The 16,107-nt window shown below is 45.1% G+C and carries 16 protein-coding genes; 12 read left to right on the plus strand and 4 right to left on the minus strand.

What is annotated here, in order from left to right; translation table 11 throughout:
• Positions 1-83: 83 nt before the first annotated feature.
• Complete coding sequence (locus tag FTD44_RS08275) at positions 84-1,502, plus strand: MerR family transcriptional regulator (protein ID WP_222166002.1); 1,419 nt, start codon at positions 84-86, stop codon at positions 1,500-1,502.
• A 1-nt stretch (position 1,503) separates the two neighbouring features.
• Positions 1,504-2,667 (plus strand): amidohydrolase family protein, encoded by a 1,164-nt coding sequence (locus FTD44_RS08280; protein WP_222166003.1) that lies wholly within the window; start codon positions 1,504-1,506, stop codon positions 2,665-2,667.
• On the opposite strand, the gene FTD44_RS08285 is transcribed toward FTD44_RS08280, so the two are convergent.
• Together FTD44_RS08285 and recR are read right to left on the minus strand one after the other, a co-directional pair.
• Positions 2,660-2,839, minus strand: coding sequence for a hypothetical protein (locus tag FTD44_RS08285; protein WP_222166004.1), 180 nt, complete (start codon positions 2,837-2,839; stop codon positions 2,660-2,662). The genes FTD44_RS08280 and FTD44_RS08285 overlap by 8 nt on opposite strands.
• A 9-nt stretch (positions 2,840-2,848) precedes the next feature.
• Positions 2,849-3,463 (minus strand): recombination mediator RecR, encoded by a 615-nt coding sequence (gene recR, locus FTD44_RS08290; RefSeq protein WP_222166005.1) that lies wholly within the window; start codon positions 3,461-3,463, stop codon positions 2,849-2,851.
• 221 nt (positions 3,464-3,684) lie between these two features.
• Between recR and FTD44_RS08295 the strand changes: the two genes are divergently transcribed.
• The 4 genes from FTD44_RS08295 (at position 3,685) to FTD44_RS08310 (ending at position 10,000) form a co-directional block, all read left to right on the plus strand.
• On the plus strand, positions 3,685-5,715 hold the full coding sequence (locus FTD44_RS08295; RefSeq protein ID WP_222166006.1) for a vWA domain-containing protein: 2,031 nt from the start codon (positions 3,685-3,687) through the stop codon (positions 5,713-5,715).
• 33 nt (positions 5,716-5,748) lie between these two features.
• Entirely contained in the window at positions 5,749-6,693 is a 945-nt protein-coding gene (locus FTD44_RS08300) for a sensor histidine kinase (protein WP_222166007.1), read from the plus strand.
• Positions 6,694-6,714: 21 nt separating this feature from the next.
• Positions 6,715-7,653, plus strand: a complete 939-nt coding sequence (locus tag FTD44_RS08305) for a DMT family transporter (RefSeq protein WP_222166008.1) — start codon at positions 6,715-6,717, stop codon at positions 7,651-7,653.
• A gap of 73 nt (positions 7,654-7,726) precedes the next feature.
• Positions 7,727-10,000 (plus strand): transglycosylase domain-containing protein, encoded by a 2,274-nt coding sequence (locus tag FTD44_RS08310; protein WP_222166009.1) that lies wholly within the window; start codon positions 7,727-7,729, stop codon positions 9,998-10,000.
• A gap of 78 nt (positions 10,001-10,078) precedes the next feature.
• Here FTD44_RS08310 and FTD44_RS08315 read toward each other — a convergent pair whose 3' ends face one another.
• Positions 10,079-10,723 (minus strand): ClpP family protease, encoded by a 645-nt coding sequence (locus FTD44_RS08315; RefSeq protein WP_222166010.1) that lies wholly within the window; start codon positions 10,721-10,723, stop codon positions 10,079-10,081.
• A 22-nt stretch (positions 10,724-10,745) separates the two neighbouring features.
• Positions 10,746-11,447: an ATP-dependent Clp protease proteolytic subunit gene (locus FTD44_RS08320; protein ID WP_222166011.1), complete on the minus strand. Its 702-nt coding sequence runs from the start codon at positions 11,445-11,447 to the stop codon at positions 10,746-10,748.
• Positions 11,448-11,733: 286 nt separating this feature from the next.
• Between FTD44_RS08320 and FTD44_RS08325 the strand changes: the two genes are divergently transcribed.
• Genes FTD44_RS08325 through FTD44_RS08350 form a run of 6 tightly spaced genes read left to right on the plus strand, consistent with a single transcriptional unit; the run spans position 11,734 to position 16,105 of the window.
• Positions 11,734-12,687 (plus strand): acetyl-CoA carboxylase carboxyltransferase subunit alpha, encoded by a 954-nt coding sequence (locus FTD44_RS08325; protein ID WP_222166012.1) that lies wholly within the window; start codon positions 11,734-11,736, stop codon positions 12,685-12,687.
• 40 nt (positions 12,688-12,727) lie between these two features.
• On the plus strand, positions 12,728-13,597 hold the full coding sequence (gene dapA, locus FTD44_RS08330) for a 4-hydroxy-tetrahydrodipicolinate synthase (RefSeq protein WP_222166013.1): 870 nt from the start codon (positions 12,728-12,730) through the stop codon (positions 13,595-13,597).
• Positions 13,598-13,620: 23 nt separating this feature from the next.
• Positions 13,621-14,400, plus strand: a complete 780-nt coding sequence (gene pssA / locus FTD44_RS08335; RefSeq protein WP_222166014.1) for a CDP-diacylglycerol--serine O-phosphatidyltransferase — start codon at positions 13,621-13,623, stop codon at positions 14,398-14,400.
• Between the two features lie 27 nt (positions 14,401-14,427).
• Positions 14,428-14,679: a phosphoribosylformylglycinamidine synthase subunit PurS gene (gene purS / locus FTD44_RS08340; protein WP_129020547.1), complete on the plus strand. Its 252-nt coding sequence runs from the start codon at positions 14,428-14,430 to the stop codon at positions 14,677-14,679.
• 10 nt (positions 14,680-14,689) lie between these two features.
• The gene (gene rsmI / locus FTD44_RS08345) at positions 14,690-15,421 is read left to right on the plus strand and encodes a 16S rRNA (cytidine(1402)-2'-O)-methyltransferase (RefSeq protein ID WP_222166015.1); all 732 of its coding nucleotides are present in this window, start codon (positions 14,690-14,692) and stop codon (positions 15,419-15,421) included.
• A gap of 24 nt (positions 15,422-15,445) precedes the next feature.
• Positions 15,446-16,105 carry an OmpH family outer membrane protein gene (locus FTD44_RS08350; protein ID WP_222166016.1) on the plus strand — a complete coding sequence of 220 codons (660 nt, stop codon included), beginning with the start codon at positions 15,446-15,448 and terminating at the stop codon, positions 16,103-16,105.
• The last annotated feature ends 2 nt before the right edge of the window (positions 16,106-16,107 follow it).

The raw sequence follows: 16,107 nt of genomic DNA on the forward strand, positions 1-16,107 counted from the left end.
AAACATTGCCGGACAGGAATATAAATTTCAGAAAAGCCGTATTCCAGCCTTCGGTTTTAAGCTTTTCACCCTAAATTTGTACTATGAGCCAAATGCCCACACTTTTTGACGATGAGGAATACTTTATCCCTCAGCCACAGAAAGAAGTAAAGAAAAACACACCCAAAAAAGGAAAGAAAGGAACAGAGCCGGAAGCACCTGCTGAACCGGAAGAAGAAGTCGTATCCGAAACAGCACCTGAGATGGTATCGGAAGCAGAATCGGTACCGGAGCAAGTAACAGATATAGCTGAGGCACAACCAGAACCGGTTGAGAAAATCCCTGCGGCTACCGTTGAGATAGAGACAGCAGCACCTGCATTAGAGGACGTGATTGATGTTGTGACAGAGGAAACGACCGTAGCAGAAGAAATCTCTACAGCGGCAGAGCCCGTGGCAGAGGAACCTTCTGTTATTGCGATACAAGAAGAAGAAATAATCACAGAAGAAATCATTGCCATAGAAGAAGAGGAGCCTGCAGAGGAGCCGGAAACTGTAGCAATCAGTGATGAAGAGCCTGGCCTAATCGAGGAGACAGAAGAGGAGGACATAATCGCTGTTGAAGCAGCAGCAGATGTTGTGACAGAAGAAATTGAAGGGGAAGAAGAGCAGATGCCAGCGTATGCTGAACCCATAATAGAAGAGGTGGCAGAGGAAATAGTGGAAGAAGATATGCCTGCCGAAGCTGAAATGACTGTATCTGATACTTTCGAGTCAGAAGATGAGCTTAGTGAAGCTGCAACAGACGAAGATAGCGAAACGGAAGCCATTGGCTTTGTGGAAAGCCCTGAGGAAACGGAAGCGATAACCGAACAAATCACTTTCGAAGTTCCGGAAATTGAAGAAGAGACTACGGAACAGGAAATCTCTATTGCCCCGATAAAAGAAGAACCGGTCGACAACCTGGATAAACTGATGTTTACCGAGATGATCGCACTGGACTATACCGCTTATGCCGGGCTCAGCTTTGAGCCGGGAGCAGGAGCCGCCCCTGTGGCGGAATCCAAAGAGGCCGAGCAAGAAAGCGAACCGGAGCAGGATGCAACGGAAGAGCCGATCATTGCTGAAGAGGACGGGCAGCCATGGGAAGAAAGCCTGGTGACAACAGAACCGGAAGCAGAGGAGCAAACAACGGCCTTACCGGAATTCGACCTGGAGAATAAATATTACACCATTGGTGAAGTAGCGCAGATGTTTGGGGTTAATGTCTCTCATATCCGCTTCTGGACTACAGAGTTCAGCCTGAAAGTACGTACGACGCGCAAAGGTGATCGTCTTTACAATCCGGAGAATATCGGAAAACTACGCCTGATTCACCACCTGGTAAAAGAAAATAAGCATACCATTAAAGGAGCCAAAGAGCAATTGAAAGCCCGTAAACAGGCCATTAATGCACAGGTAGACCTGAAAGATAAATTATCCTCACTGAAAGCACAACTGGAAAGGATTAAGCGAAATTTATAGTATGAAGTATTTTAGTGCAGCGCACATTCATGATGGGAGAGACTGGGTCGCAGATCCGGAGCTGGTACTGGCATTTGATGAGGACAACATTTTTACCGGATATGTATCCCGCTCGGGACTGGAACCCGATCAGGTACAAGAGCTCGATGGTGTTTTATGCCCGGGTTTTGTCAATGCACATTGCCACCTGGAGCTATCCCATACCAAAGGAGTGATTCCCGAACATACCGGACTGGTTACCTTCCTGGGGAAGGTAGTTTTTAACCGTGCGGCTGATGAGCAAAGCAAACTTCAGGCCATTGAAATAGCGATGGCGGCGCTGGAAGCATCCGGTTGCATCGCGGTTGGAGACATCGCCAATACAGAAGACCTGCTGCATTTACGCCTGCAGGGCAATATGCACGTGCATACGTTTGTTGAGACGATGGGTTTTATCCCGCAGACCGCAGCACAGCGTATGACATTCCCGGAGCAGGTACACCGTAGTTATGCCGCACAGACAAGCCATCCCAAAGGATATGTACTGAGGCAATCTATTGTACCGCATGCGCCCTACTCCGTTTCGGATAAGTTATTTGAGCTCATTGATAATTTTGAACCGGGTAGCCTGCTGTCGATCCATAATGAAGAGACACCTGCAGAGAACCAGTATTTCATAGAGAAAACCGGGGAGATGAAGGAACTGTATAAAACATTGAATATTGATGACACTTACTTTCAGCCTTCAGGAAAAACATCCTTACAAACATATCTTCCATACATTAAGCAGCCACATGATCTATTGCTGGTGCATAATACCTGTATAACAAACGAAGACCTGGCTTACCTGGATCAGTATAATGGGAATGTATCACTCTGTCTGTGCCCTAATGCAAACTGGTATATAGAGCGTGCCTTACCGGATATACCGGCAATGATGGCTTCGGGGCATAATATCTGTCTCGGAACCGATAGCCTCGCCTCCAATCATGACCTGAATATTTATGGGGAAATACAAAAGATAAGAGCGCATTATCCGCAGATCGCGTTATCAGATCTGCTGTCCTGGGCCACGATAGGTGGTGCCAGAGCTTTACAGCTGGATAATATTATCGGATCATTCGAGCCGGGTAAAAGACCCGGACTGGTACAGATCCACGAAGAAGTATCTAAAAGAATTATGTAGCAGAAGACTGGTCTTCTGCTTTTTTGTTTTTGATGGCACCCATCAGTGCATCATGCCGCTCTTTGAGTCGCTCATGTCGTGCCGCCTTTCTTGCAGCACTCTTCTGACTCATATAAGAAAAGACCCCGTATGCAAAAAGAATAGCCAGTAGTATCAGCAAGTTCCAGCCCATAAAGCAGTATTAATGTTGTAATACATCTACCGGGAGACGTTTCGCAATCGCCTTACCCAGCGTAATTTCATCTGTATACTCCAGTTCACCACCAAAAGCCACACCACGGGCAATGCCGGAGATGAGTACATTAGCACCCTTTAGTTGCTTACCGATATAGTATACCGTAGTATCCCCTTCGATCGTAGGACTTAAAGCCATAATAATTTCTTTTGGCTGATGTTGCTTTACCCGCTCCACCAGCTGGCTGATGTATAGCTGATCAGGTCCTATCCCTTCCAGGGGAGATAATAATCCGCCGAGAATATGATATACACCGCTGAACTGGCCCGTATTTTCAATAGTGATCAGGTCGCGGAAGTTCTCTACTACACAGATCAGTTCCTTACTGCGGGAAGGGTTCTCGCAGATGCTGCATATATCTGTATCGGCAATATTGTTGCATTCTTTGCAGAAACGGATATCATCACGCATACGCTGTATCCGTTCCGTAAACATACTGGTCACCTCTGGTTGTTCTTTCAGCAAATGTAATACCATGCGCAGGGCCGTCTTTTTCCCGATGCCCGGCAGTTTACAAAAAGCTTCTACAGCATCTTCTATCAGTTTAGAGGTAAAAATCATTGGAGGTATCTAAAAATCGTAGTAAATATTCGTTTATATATAAATAGTACTGCAAAAATATTCAATTTAACAAGATCAAATGCCAATATTTTCTGTCTGTACTGGATAAATAATGTAATTTGCCAATATTAAATAAATTTGTGATAGTGAATTGGGTTTTGACTCGTTTTAGCAAACCGATACTTTTCTTACTCGTATTTCTGTGTTCCTCCATACCTTATATGTCGGCACAAGATGCCAGACCGGTAAAGGTACTCTTCTTATTAGATGGTTCCAGCAGTATGCTGGATAACTGGCAGCCGAATATACCTCGTTTTACGGCCGCCAGCAGCATTATACTCCGCGTGGTAGACAGCATTCAGAAGGTCAATCCTTCTGTAGAATTTGCCGTAAGGGTATTTGGTCACCAGTATCCCTCAGTAGAAAAAAACTGCTACGATACGCGTTTGGAAGTGCCGTTTTCTGCCCGAAACCTGGAGCAGATCAGGGCGCGTCTGCGTTATATTTCCGCACGTGGTGTATCGCCTATCGCCTGGTCATTGGAGCAGGCCGCAGAATCTGATTTTGTAAACAGTGATCGTTATGCATACAGCATTATCCTGGTCACCGATGGTGGCGAAAGTTGCGGTGGTAATGTTTGTGAAACCGTACAGAAACTCCTGAGCGACCGCATCACCTTCAAGCCTTATATCCTGAGCCTTGTCGACTATGCAGCGCTTAAAGGAGAATATGACTGTTTTGGAAAATTCCTGACTGTGGCCAATCCCAACCAGATCGGTCCGGCAGTAAGAACAATCGTCGAGGATAATAAATTAATGTTTGAGCGCAATGATGGTAACCTGGTAAAGACCCGGCTGGAAACACCAGCGGATACGACCGGGAGAAACCATGCTCCTACAGAACTCGTAAATCCTGATGCCGCAAAGAGAGCCGCATTGGAGAAAATGCTCATTTATCTGAAAGTGCCTACAGGCTCCAGCCAGATCAGCCCTATACCGAGCAAATGGTTCAATAAGATGGCCATACAAAGTAAAGCCATAAAACCACCGGTAGCCAAAGCCAGAGATTATAAACCTACCTGGCCGAAGCTGAACCTGCCGGATGATGAACCTGCACCCGTTGCGGTTAGTCATTCTGTAATGCCGTTAATGGGCATGAAGCGATTGAGCCCGAAGCGCAGCAATACTAAGCTGGTTAAAGCTAAAGCAGTTGCCAGCCGTGTAAAACCGTTCTGGACAAAGATCAATTTTGCCGGAAAAGAAGAGCCTTTGCCGAAGGTAGCTCTGATAAGCATCAAGCCTTTACCCAAAATCAAACGCATACCAAACCTGATCGTATTTCCGGAGGCTAAGCCCACCCGCTTGATGGCGAAAATGGTTGCAATCAAATTTGCCCCGGAAGAGCCTCTGCCCGTAGTTGTAGTTCCTAAGCCACAACCGGTACAGCAGCAGCCGGCACCTCAGCCTAAAAAAGCGACGCCACCTGCAGTGAAAGAGGATGCCCCCGTTACCGTTGTCAGTCAGAAATCTGAAGAAACAAAAGTGCTGGTGTATTTTACCAATGGAAAAGGGAAGTTCTATAAAACAGAGCCGAAGATTGACTTCTATGATGTGAATGCAAAGAAAGTGGTACAATCCAGTTTCCGTCTGGTTAATAAAGCAACTGGAGAGCCGGAACCGATAAAGATTCAGCCGGGTACTTACCAGATTACCAAGCCGGGTACTTACTTTAAATCTTCTACAGTTAAGATCGAAGCCAATACTACTGATAAAATAATCGTAACCGTGAGCAGCGGCTCTATCAAATTCCAGTATAAAGGCAATAAAGATCGTCCGGTAAAAGAATACACTGCGCTGGTCAGTAACCGCTTTGAGGTAATGCCCGTGGTAAAGCAGTCCTGCGATGAGCTGCTGGAGTATGAGCCGGGACGCTATCATGTAGAAATCAATACCCTGCCCATAACCATGGCATATATACCAGAACTGAATTTTATGCAAACGCATATTATTGAAATTCCGGAGCCGGGTACAATGCAGATTGCCAATTCAGGCTTTAGAGGCAAAGTACAGTTTCATTACCTGCACGGTAATAATTATGAGCCCTTTTATGATATGGACCTGAACGGTAAACCCCAGGATCAGAAAGCAGACTTCCTGCCGGGCCTCTATCGGGTGTACTTCTTCAAAGACGGAGAAGAGCAAATGAAAGAGTTCCAGATTTTCACTAAAAAAACTACAAACATCGAGTTATAATATCATATGATCCGATTTGCGAAATTTATATATGTGTTCATTTTTTTGTACACCATAGCAGCATTGCTGTTCTGGGGGCATAGCCTTAATGTACAGAGCCAGGTGATCTATGATCACGAGCGGCGTGAGCTGCGCAGTACTATCGATTCAGTGATGAACCCTGTGCCTTACAAAATGGGAGAGACTGCCATTCTGGAGCGTTTTAATTCCAGGAACCGTCAGTACCTGGGAGAGGGAATTACTTTTCTCGCCATTATCCTGATCGGAGCCGGAATCGTATATACTGCTTTAAGACGCACACAATTATTGTCCAAGCAACAGCACAACTTCATGCTCTCGATTACCCATGAGCTGAAATCCCCTATTGCCGCCATTAAACTGAACCTGGAAACGATCAATAAACGAAAACTTTCCGAAGAGCAGTTGCGCACTTTACTGGGTCGCAGTGTAAAGGAAACCAACCGTTTGAATGATCTGTGTAACAACCTGCTGCTGGCCTCCCAGCTGGAGAGCAGCCAGTTCAAATCAGCAACAGACCGCATCAATCTGACCGGCATTGTAAAAGAAGAACTGGAGCAATACATCGATCGCAATACACATTCCTTCCTGCTCGATATCAAACAGGACAGCTTTATTGTCGGTGACCGTATATTATGGAAGCTGGTGGTGAGTAACCTGATCGAGAATGCCTGTAAGTATAGCGAACCGGACTCCCTCATTACAGTACGCCTGAATCGCACCGACGATCAGTGGGTACTGCAGGTGGCAGACAGGGGAGCGGGCATAAAAGATGAAGAGAAAAGCAAGATCTTCCAGAAGTTTTATCGTGTCGGCAGTGAAGAATCACGCATTGCCAAAGGTACCGGCCTGGGGCTGTACATCATTGCCCAGATCGTAGACCGTCATAAAGGTAATATTGTGGTGAGAGATAACGAGCCGGTCGGTAGCATATTCGAGATTACTATTAATGCCGCATAGCCCTTTAAAAGAACAACAGATTTGAAAAAAGCATTGATACAAATGCACCTCGCGGTGCTCTTATGGGGATTTACCGGTATTCTCGGACGGCTGATAACCCTTTCCGCACCGGTACTGGTCTGGTATCGTATGGGGCTTACCGCCTTGTTTATTGGTATCATCATCAGCTACCGCAAACTATGGCAGAAAGTAAGTGCTGTGGATATGCGCAAGATCATCGGTATCGGTTTGCTCTTCGCAGTACATTGGGTCGCTTTTTATGCTTCCATCAAACTGGCCAATGCTTCCATAGCCCTGGTGTGCCTTTCTACCGCCAGTGTGTTTACGGCAGTACTGGACCCCTTACTGAACCGTAAAAAAATTAATCCCCTGGAGGTAGGCCTCAGCCTGATCGCCATACTTGGCGTGTACTTCATTTATGCAATGTACCCGGCAGAGCAAAGCAATCCTGCCGCTGCGCATACCATGGAAAACTTTCCGCTGGGCCTGGGTCTGGGTATCCTGGCATCGGTGATCAGTGCGATTTTTACCGTATTCAATAAACCGTTGACCAGTAAATATGAGCCCCGTTTGCTTGTGTTTTATGAAATGCTCACCGGCTTTATCTTTCTGACCTTGCTTGCTCCCTGGTATCTGCATCAGTATCCCGGAGAGAAGGTGCTTCCGATGGACTGGGATATTGTATGGATATTCTGCCTGGTATACTTCTGTACGGTACTGGGTCAGTCGCTGGCCATGAGTGCGCTAAAGCATTTATCTACCTTTACGGTAACCTTCTCCGTAAACCTGGAACCGGTATATGGTATTATTCTCGCCTTTATCTTCTTTAAAGAACATGAGCAGCTGTCGGGCGGCTTTTATGTTGGTATGGGATTAATTGCCCTTTCTGTATTGCTACAGGTAACCCTGCTTATAAGGAACAGCCGGAAACAGAAAATGCTGGCTTCGCAACCGAGGTAAGCGCCTTATATTTAGAAAAATAGTGCTTTCTTTGTGCTAATATTGTAATTGTATATTTTAAGAAAAGAAATAGATGAAAAGGAAACTAATCAGGTTTATGTGGACGATATTCGTTGTGGGTATTGTACTCTTTGCCGCTATCATCTTTGGAATTGAAAAAGGCTATATGGGTGAGATGCCTTCTATGGAAGAGCTGGAGAACCCTTCCGCTGCAACTGCATCGGAAATCTATGCTGATGATAAAAGCCTTATCGGTAAATACTATATCCTGAACCGTTCTAACTCTACCTACGATGAGATCTCAAAAAATGTTACCAATGCACTGATTGCGACGGAAGATTTTCGTTTCGAAGAGCATTCCGGTATCGATGGTGTTTCGGTACTGAGAGCAGTTTTATTATTAGGAAAGAAAGGTGGTGGTAGTACCATTACGCAACAATTAGCCAAGAACCTGTTCCCAAGGGAAAATCCTTCCTTCTTCCAGCTGCCGTTTGTAAAGCTGAAAGAGTGGGTTATGGCCGTAAAGCTTGAGCGTAACCTGACCAAAAAAGAGATCATTACCCTGTACCTGAATACGGTTCCGTTTGGTGATAATACTTATGGAATCAAAAATGCATCCCTCACCTTTTTTAATAAAAACCCGGATAAGCTTTCTGTAGAAGAAGCAGCGGTACTGGTAGGTATGCTGAAAGGTAATACCCTGTATAACCCGCGCAGAAACCCGGATATCGCATTGGAGCGCCGTAATATCGTGATAGACCAGATGCAGAAGTATAACTACCTGACCGCATCTGAAGCACAATCTTATAAAGCCAAACCACTGACACTGGATTATAGCAAGCTGGTACAATCAGACGGACTGGCTCCTTATTTCCGCCAGGTCGTAGAGCAGGAGGTGAAGAAGTGGTGTAAAACCCATACCAAAGAAAACGGAGAGCCTTACAACATCTACAAAGACGGATTAAAGATCTATACAACCATTGATCCTCTGTTACAGCAATACGCAGAAGAAGCTGTAGATGAGCAGATGAAACAATTACAACGATTATTTGCATCACAGGCACAGATCAGAAGCGGCTCTATCTGGAAACAGGAACAGCCAGCACGGGTACTGAAACGCCATATGGAGGCTTCGGATCGTTACAAAACAATGAAAGATAACGGATTTTCTGAAAAGGAAATTGAGAAAGCATTTAATACCAAAACGCGCATGACCGTATTCACCTGGTCCAATAAAGACCATGAAAAGGATACGACCATGACTCCGATCGATTCGATCAAATACATGCGTTCATTCATGCAGGCAGGCTTCCTTGTAATGGATCCTATGACCGGAGAGATCAAAGCATGGGTAGGAGGTATCAGTCATGAATTCTTTAAATACGACCACGTAAACCTGGCTACTAAACGCCAGGTAGGTTCTACGATTAAGCCATTGCTGTATTGCCTGGCCGTAGATAATGGTTATTCGCCTTGCGATAATGTAAGCACTGCAGCACAGAAGTTTGCAGGGCAAGCTAAATTATACAATGCCGGGGGCAGTAAGAATGGTAGCATGTCTATGCAGTCTGCATTGGCAAAGTCTGTCAACAATGCCTCTCTGTATTTGTTGAATCAGACCGGTATTCGTTCGTTTATTGAGTTTTCACAGCGATGCGGTATCAGCAGTACTATGCCGGAATTGCCGTCTATCGCACTGGGTGCCTCAGAGATTTCTTTATACGAAATGTTATGGGCATACACCATGTTCCCTACAGGGGGTATCAATACGCAGCCGCGTTTCCTGGTGAAGATCGAAGATCGTAATGGAAATGTACTGGAAAACTTTGCACCGGTGCAGAAAGAGATCATCAACTCCAATACAGCGTACAAAATGGTGAAAATGATGGAAGGGGTAGTAGATCATGGTACGGCACATCGCCTGAAAGGTCGCTTTGGCCTGAGTGGAGATATCGGTGGTAAAACGGGTACAACCAACGGACAGGCCGATGCCTGGTTTATCGGGTATACACCGGAACTGCTGGCCGGAGCCTGGGTAGGTAATGATGACCGCTTCCTGCGTTTCAACAGTACTGCATTAGGTCAGGGTGCCGCAGCGGCATTGCCGGTATGGGGTTATTTCTTCCAGAAAGTATATAACGATCCTAGATCGAAATATAAAAACGGGCTGAAGTTTACCGAACCGGAAGGCTTCAATTTTTGTGGGGACTCTTATGGCAGCAGTGCCGGTGGGGGTACCAGCTATTATGAGCAGGAATATGAAGTACAGCGTACTACAGAAGAAGACGATACCACTGAAGAGGGCGATATCATAGAGATGATGCCTAATACAGATCAGTTCCAGTAGGAAAATATACACATTATACAAAGAGGGCCGGTTCAATTGAACCGGCCCTCTTTGTATAATGTATTCCGTAAATCGGGATTACAGTTTCTCAATAATACCATCTACGATACCGTATTCGATTGCAGATTGCGCATCCATCCAGTAGTCTCTTTCCAGGTCCTTAAGTACTTTTTCATAAGGCTGACCACAGTTTTCAGATAAGATTCTGGCACCCAGTTCTTTTGTTTTCTGAATCTGGATGGCGTGGATTTCCAGGTCGGCACTTACTCCTCTGAAATAACCACCCAGGCTAGGCTGGTGAATCATTACCTCACCACTAGGGAAGATAAATCTTCTACCTTTAGTACCGGCACTCAGCAGGATAGAACCCATGCTGGCAGCCAGTCCCATACAGATCGTGCTTACAGGGGATTGGATCATTTTCATGACATCATGAATAACCATTCCGCTGGTCACTACACCACCAGGGCTGTTGATAAAGAAATTGATCTCTTTGCCGGGTTGATCCGCATCCAGTAATAAAAGGCGGTTTACGATATCTTTAGCGGATTTGTCCTCAACAGGACCCCACAGATAAATATTACGGTTTTTGAAAAACAGTTCCTCCTGTTTTTTAGCCCACATGCCGGTAGGGTTTTGATCTACCTGAGGTTTCTCTTCTTCTTCTTCCTCTTCTTCGTCTTCCATGCGGGTGCGCCACTGATGCAATTTATGAGCGTTCATGTATCAATAATTTAAAGGTTTTTTAAACAGATTTTTTGGCTTTGCGAGGGTTCGCCATCAGTACCTCATCTACGATACCATAAGCTTTAGCCTCTTCTGCCAGCAACCAATAATCTCTCTGGCAATCCTCTTCGATTTTCTCGTAAGGCTGGCCGGAGTGTTCTGATAAAATAGCGTACAGGTTTTGTTTTACCCGTTTGATCTCCTTAACGGTGATCTCGATATCAGTAGCCTGGCCACCGATAGCACTGCTTGGCTGGTGCAGCATAATACGGCTGTGGCGCAGTGCAGTACGTTTACCCTGCGTTCCGGCACACATCAGTACTGCTGCCATACTTGCTGCCATACCGGTACAAATAGTCGCAATATCCGGGTTGATTACCTGCATTGTGTCATAAATGCCCAGGCCGGCATATACACTACCACCAGGACTGTTGATATACATCTGTACATCACGGGAACGGTCTACGCTTTCCAGGAAAAGCAGCTGTGCCGTAACGATATTAGCCACATAATCATTTACCGGTTCTCCCATAAAGATGATCCGGTCCATCATCAGACGGCTGAATACGTCCATGGAGGCCACATTCATAGGGCGCTCCTCTATAATGTACGGAGTAAGAGCAGTAGGGTCAGCACTTACGTGCGCCGCATAACTATCAAAAGTATTACTGCTGATGCCCTGATGTTTTATCGCATATTTTCTAAATTCTTTAGGATCCATATGTAAATACGTTTTTATCTAATCCTTACAAATATCAAACCAAATAACAAGAATGCCAAATTTGCAGTGTTTAGGTATTGTTAGACCGTATAGTAAACCTTTACAGGCAGGAAAATGCATGTCATACTGCATTGGAATGTGCAATTTACATATGTGATATTGTTGTATTTCATCAAGGCTTCCATCCGGGGCAGGCTTTACACTTTATAAGACACAGTAAATGCCTGATCATGCACAATATACCAAGATATGTAGTACATTTGCAGATTAAACATCAGTCGAAACTATGCAGTTTTTGGATTTTGAAAAGCCTATTGAAGATTTAAATCAGCAATTAGAAAAGCTTAAGGCCCTGGCGGAGAAAAATAATGTAGATATGTCTGCATCTATTTCCGAACTGGAAACCACAATTGATAAAACAAGAAAGAACCTTTACGCTAATCTCACTCCATGGCAACGTGTACAGTTGAGTCGTCATCCTGAGCGTCCTTATACCTTATACTATATCGGTCAGATCTGTGATAAGTTTACAGAACTGTTCGGCGACCGTAATGTTGCAGATGATAAAGCTATCGTAGGTGGATTTGCAGAAATCGGAGGAGAGCATGTTATGCTGATCGGTCATCAGAAAGGAACCAATACGAAACAACGCCAGCTGCGCAATTTCGGTATGGCCAATCCTGAAGGATATCGTAAAGCACTGCGCCTGATGAAGATTGCAGAGAAATTTAACCGTCCTATCGTAACCCTGATCGACACTCCGGGAGCCTTTCCTGGTCTGGAAGCAGAAGAGCGCGGACAGGGAGAAGCGATTGCCCGTAACCTGTTTGAAATGATCAACCTGAAAGTTCCGGTGATCTGTATCATTATTGGTGAAGGTGCATCCGGTGGCGCTTTAGGTATCGGTATCGGCGACAAAGTCGTGATGCTGGAAAATACCTGGTACACCGTAATTTCTCCGGAAAACTGTTCTACGATCCTGTGGCACAGCTGGGATTTCAAAGTGAAAGCCGCAGAGCAATTGAAATTGACCTCAAAAGATATGTCTTCTTTTGGTCTGGTAGATGACGTGATTGCAGAACCGGAAGGTGGTGCACACAATCAACCGGAAGCAATGGCAGAATCGTTGAAGAAATATATCCTGGATACGATCAAGACCCTGTCTAAAATCGCTCCGGAAAAACGTATTGAACAAAGAATTGAGAAGTTCTCCAATATGGGCTTCTACGAAGAATTATAAGTATATCCGTTTTAAAAAACCATACCCAATTTATTATTAAATGATGTTTAAAGGTACAGGTGTAGCATTAGTCACACCTTTTAAAAAAGACCAATCTGTTGATTTTGACGCATTACGCAAACTGGTAGACTTCACTATCGATGGCGGTGTAGATTTCCTGGTAGCCTTAGGTACTACCGCAGAGACTCCTACATTGACCAAAGCAGAGAAGCTGGAAGTATTAGATTGTATCCTGAAACATAATAATAAACGAAAGCCTGTTGTATTAGGCCTGGGTTCCAATAACACACAAGAGCTGCTGGAAAGCCTCAGCCAGTACCCGATGCAGGATGTAGACGGTATCCTGAGTGTTGTTCCTTATTATAACAAACCTTCTCAGGAAGGATTGTTCCAGCATTTCAGCGCATTGGCAGAAGCAACTGACAAACCGATCATCCTGTACAATGTACCGGGCAGAACGGTTGCCAATATGTTGCCTGCTACAACCTTGCGTCTGGCTAATAAATACAAACATATCGTTGCGATCAAAGAAGCCAGTGGCAATATGGCGCAATGTATGGAACTGGTACAAGGTGCACCGGACCACTTCGCTGTTTTATCTGGCGATGATAACCTGATCGTACCACAACTGTCTATCGGTTTCCACGGAGTGATCTCCGTAGCGGCCAACAGCTTCCCGGTAGATTTCTGTGCTATGGTAAATGCCGGAATACAGGAAGACTTCGTTACTGCGCGTAAGCTGCACTACAAATTACTGAAGGGTATTGACCTGCTGTTTGCAGAAGGTAATCCGACCGGTGTAAAATATGTTTTACACAAGTCTGGTCTTATGGAAAACGTACTGCGCCTGCCTTTAATTGCAGCCAGCGAAAGCCTGAGTCAGCAACTGGACCAATATCTCAACGCTTAACCCAATCAAGAAGCTTTCTTTAGATGAAGCATTTGCCTAATATCCTTACTTTATGTAACCTGGTTTGCGGCTGTATCGCCGTTACATTTATCCTGGGTGCATATCCCGAACTGAAAACAGTAACAGGGGAAACATTCTTCCCGGTTATGGGGGCACACAAACTGGTGTACGGTAGCATATTTATTTTGCTGGCCGCACTGTTTGATGTACTGGACGGACTGGCTGCACGTGCCTTAAATGCTCAGTCTCCGATCGGTAAGGACCTGGATTCACTGGCAGATGTAGTCTCTTTCGGAGTAGCACCTGCAATGATTGTATACCAGTTATTGTGGATGTCGCTGATGTCAGAACCTAAAGCAATGAGCGTAAGTCCGCTGGCTACCCTGCCCGCTTTCCTGCTGCCTTGCTTCGGTGCCCTGAGACTGGCCCGCTTCAATCAAAATAATAAAGCACAGTCTGCATACTTTAGCGGTATGCCTATTCCTGCTGCAGGTATTATGGTCGCTTTACTGCCCCTGATCCTGGCTTATGGAGAAGGCTACATCATCGGACTGTTCAGCAATAAATGGATGCTGTATGCATTGGTTGCTGTACTGAGTTTCCTTATGGTGAGCAAAATTAAGTTCTTAAAATGGAAAGCACCGGCACAGGGCATTATCGCCTGGTGGCCGCATATACTCATTGTACTGACCGCCGTGATCGGATACTTCATCGTTGGTTATAGTGCATTGCTCCTGGCATTTGCAGTATATATTATTGCCTCTATGCTGTACAAGTATCCAGAAAACAAACAATTAGCTTAATATTTTTATACATATTTTTATTTTATTATGAAATTCACTGCACAAATTACGGTAATGCCTTTAAAAGAATTATTAGACCCTCAAGGTAAAGCAGTTACTGAGAGCCTGCACAAATTAGGTCTGAGTGGTCTGGATAATGTTAGAGTAGGTAAACACATTACCCTGCAAGTAGAAGCTGCTTCTGAAGCAGAAGCAAAAGCAAACACTGAAGAAGCATGTAAGAAATTACTGGTAAATGCAGTAATGGAATCTTACGAATATACACTGACTGCAATTTAATTCGAACCGGATGAAGTTGTACCTGGTACCCACACCTGTAGGCAATCTCGGCGATATAACCATGAGAGCACTGGAGGTACTGAAAGGAGCCGATGCGATTTTATGTGAGGATACCCGTACCAGTGGTAAGCTGATGAAACTTTATGAGATTCAGAAGCCACTGTATAGCTATCATCAGCATAATGAGCATAAGGTGACTGAGGGGCTTGTGCAGCAGCTCAAAGCTGGTAAGACCTTTGCACTGGTCACCGACGCCGGAACACCCGCGATCTCCGATCCGGGCTTCTTCCTAGTCAGAGCTTGTATACAGGAAAATATACCGGTTGAATGCCTGCCCGGAGCAACGGCCTTTGTGCCTGCGCTCGCCGTGTCTGGCCTGCCTACAAACCGTTTCTCTTTTGAAGGATTTCTGCCTCAGAAAAAGGGCAGAAAAACAATGCTGGAAAAGCTGCAGACGGAAGAGCGCACAATGGTGCTCTACGAATCCCCGCATCGGCTGGTTAAATGTCTTGAAGAACTGAAAGCCCATCTGGGCGCAGATCGTCAGGCATCAGTAAGTCGTGAGCTGAGTAAAATGTTTGAAGATACCCGCAGGGGTACGCTGGAAGAACTGATTGCTTTTTATACACAGCACCCTGCCAAAGGCGAAATTGTAATTGTAGTTGCGGGTAAGCCGGAGAAGGAAAAGAAGGCAAAGTATGCCCACCTCGAAGAGGAAGATGAAGAAGACGATGATGAATAGTGAAACAATAATAAATCTACTATCATGAATAAAATAAAATGGAGTCTTGGTACAGTAGCGATTGCATGCAGCGTATTATTCGCAGCCTGTAACAGAGATCAGAAAAAAGCGGACGCTGCACCAAAAGCCAATACTGAACAAGCTGCAGGAAATAATGCAGGTCTGAAACTGGCTTATGTAAACGGGGATACCCTGAATGCGAATTACATTTTCCTGAAAGAGCAGAAAGCGGCTTACGAAAAAAAGCAGAATGCCTTTGAAAATGAAATGCAGCAGAAGGAAAAAGCCCTGCAGGCAGAAGCAATGGCCTTCCAGAAAAAAATTCAGGCAGGAACAATGAGTCAGGCTGAAGGTGAGGCTACACAAAAGCGCCTTGGTCAGCAGCAGCAGGTTTTAGAGCAGCGCCACCAGACCATTACTGCTCAGCTCATGAAAGAGCAAACTGAAATCCAGGATGAGTTCCAGAAGCGCTTAGATGCCTTCCTGGAAAAATTCAACAAGGAAAAAAAGTATGATTTCATATTTACTTATTCCAAAGCCGGCGGCCAGATACTGTATGCCAACAAAGCATTGGATATAACCAAAGAGGTACTGGATGCCATGAATGCAGAGAGCGGTAGTATACCGGCAGAATCCGCTTCAAATAATCCTTTATTAAAAGCCGGAGCAGATGCTCAAAAATAATT

Origin of the sequence: Edaphocola aurantiacus (assembly GCF_019797745.1) — a bacterium.
GTDB lineage: Bacteria > Bacteroidota > Bacteroidia > Chitinophagales > Chitinophagaceae > Edaphocola > Edaphocola aurantiacus.

Coding starts and splice junctions, on each gene's coding strand:
- FTD44_RS08275 (WP_222166002.1), top strand. CDS start 84: ATGAGCCAAATGCCCACACTTTTTGACGATGAGGAATACTTTATCCCT.
- FTD44_RS08280 (WP_222166003.1), top strand. CDS start 1,504: ATGAAGTATTTTAGTGCAGCGCACATTCATGATGGGAGAGACTGGGTC.
- FTD44_RS08285 (WP_222166004.1), bottom strand. CDS start 2,839: ATGGGCTGGAACTTGCTGATACTACTGGCTATTCTTTTTGCATACGGG.
- recR (WP_222166005.1), bottom strand. CDS start 3,463: ATGATTTTTACCTCTAAACTGATAGAAGATGCTGTAGAAGCTTTTTGT.
- FTD44_RS08295 (WP_222166006.1), top strand. CDS start 3,685: ATGTCGGCACAAGATGCCAGACCGGTAAAGGTACTCTTCTTATTAGAT.
- FTD44_RS08310 (WP_222166009.1), top strand. CDS start 7,727: ATGAAAAGGAAACTAATCAGGTTTATGTGGACGATATTCGTTGTGGGT.
- FTD44_RS08315 (WP_222166010.1), bottom strand. CDS start 10,723: ATGAACGCTCATAAATTGCATCAGTGGCGCACCCGCATGGAAGACGAA.
- FTD44_RS08320 (WP_222166011.1), bottom strand. CDS start 11,447: ATGGATCCTAAAGAATTTAGAAAATATGCGATAAAACATCAGGGCATC.
- FTD44_RS08325 (WP_222166012.1), top strand. CDS start 11,734: ATGCAGTTTTTGGATTTTGAAAAGCCTATTGAAGATTTAAATCAGCAA.
- dapA (WP_222166013.1), top strand. CDS start 12,728: ATGATGTTTAAAGGTACAGGTGTAGCATTAGTCACACCTTTTAAAAAA.
- pssA (WP_222166014.1), top strand. CDS start 13,621: ATGAAGCATTTGCCTAATATCCTTACTTTATGTAACCTGGTTTGCGGC.
- purS (WP_129020547.1), top strand. CDS start 14,428: ATGAAATTCACTGCACAAATTACGGTAATGCCTTTAAAAGAATTATTA.
- rsmI (WP_222166015.1), top strand. CDS start 14,690: ATGAAGTTGTACCTGGTACCCACACCTGTAGGCAATCTCGGCGATATA.
- FTD44_RS08350 (WP_222166016.1), top strand. CDS start 15,446: ATGAATAAAATAAAATGGAGTCTTGGTACAGTAGCGATTGCATGCAGC.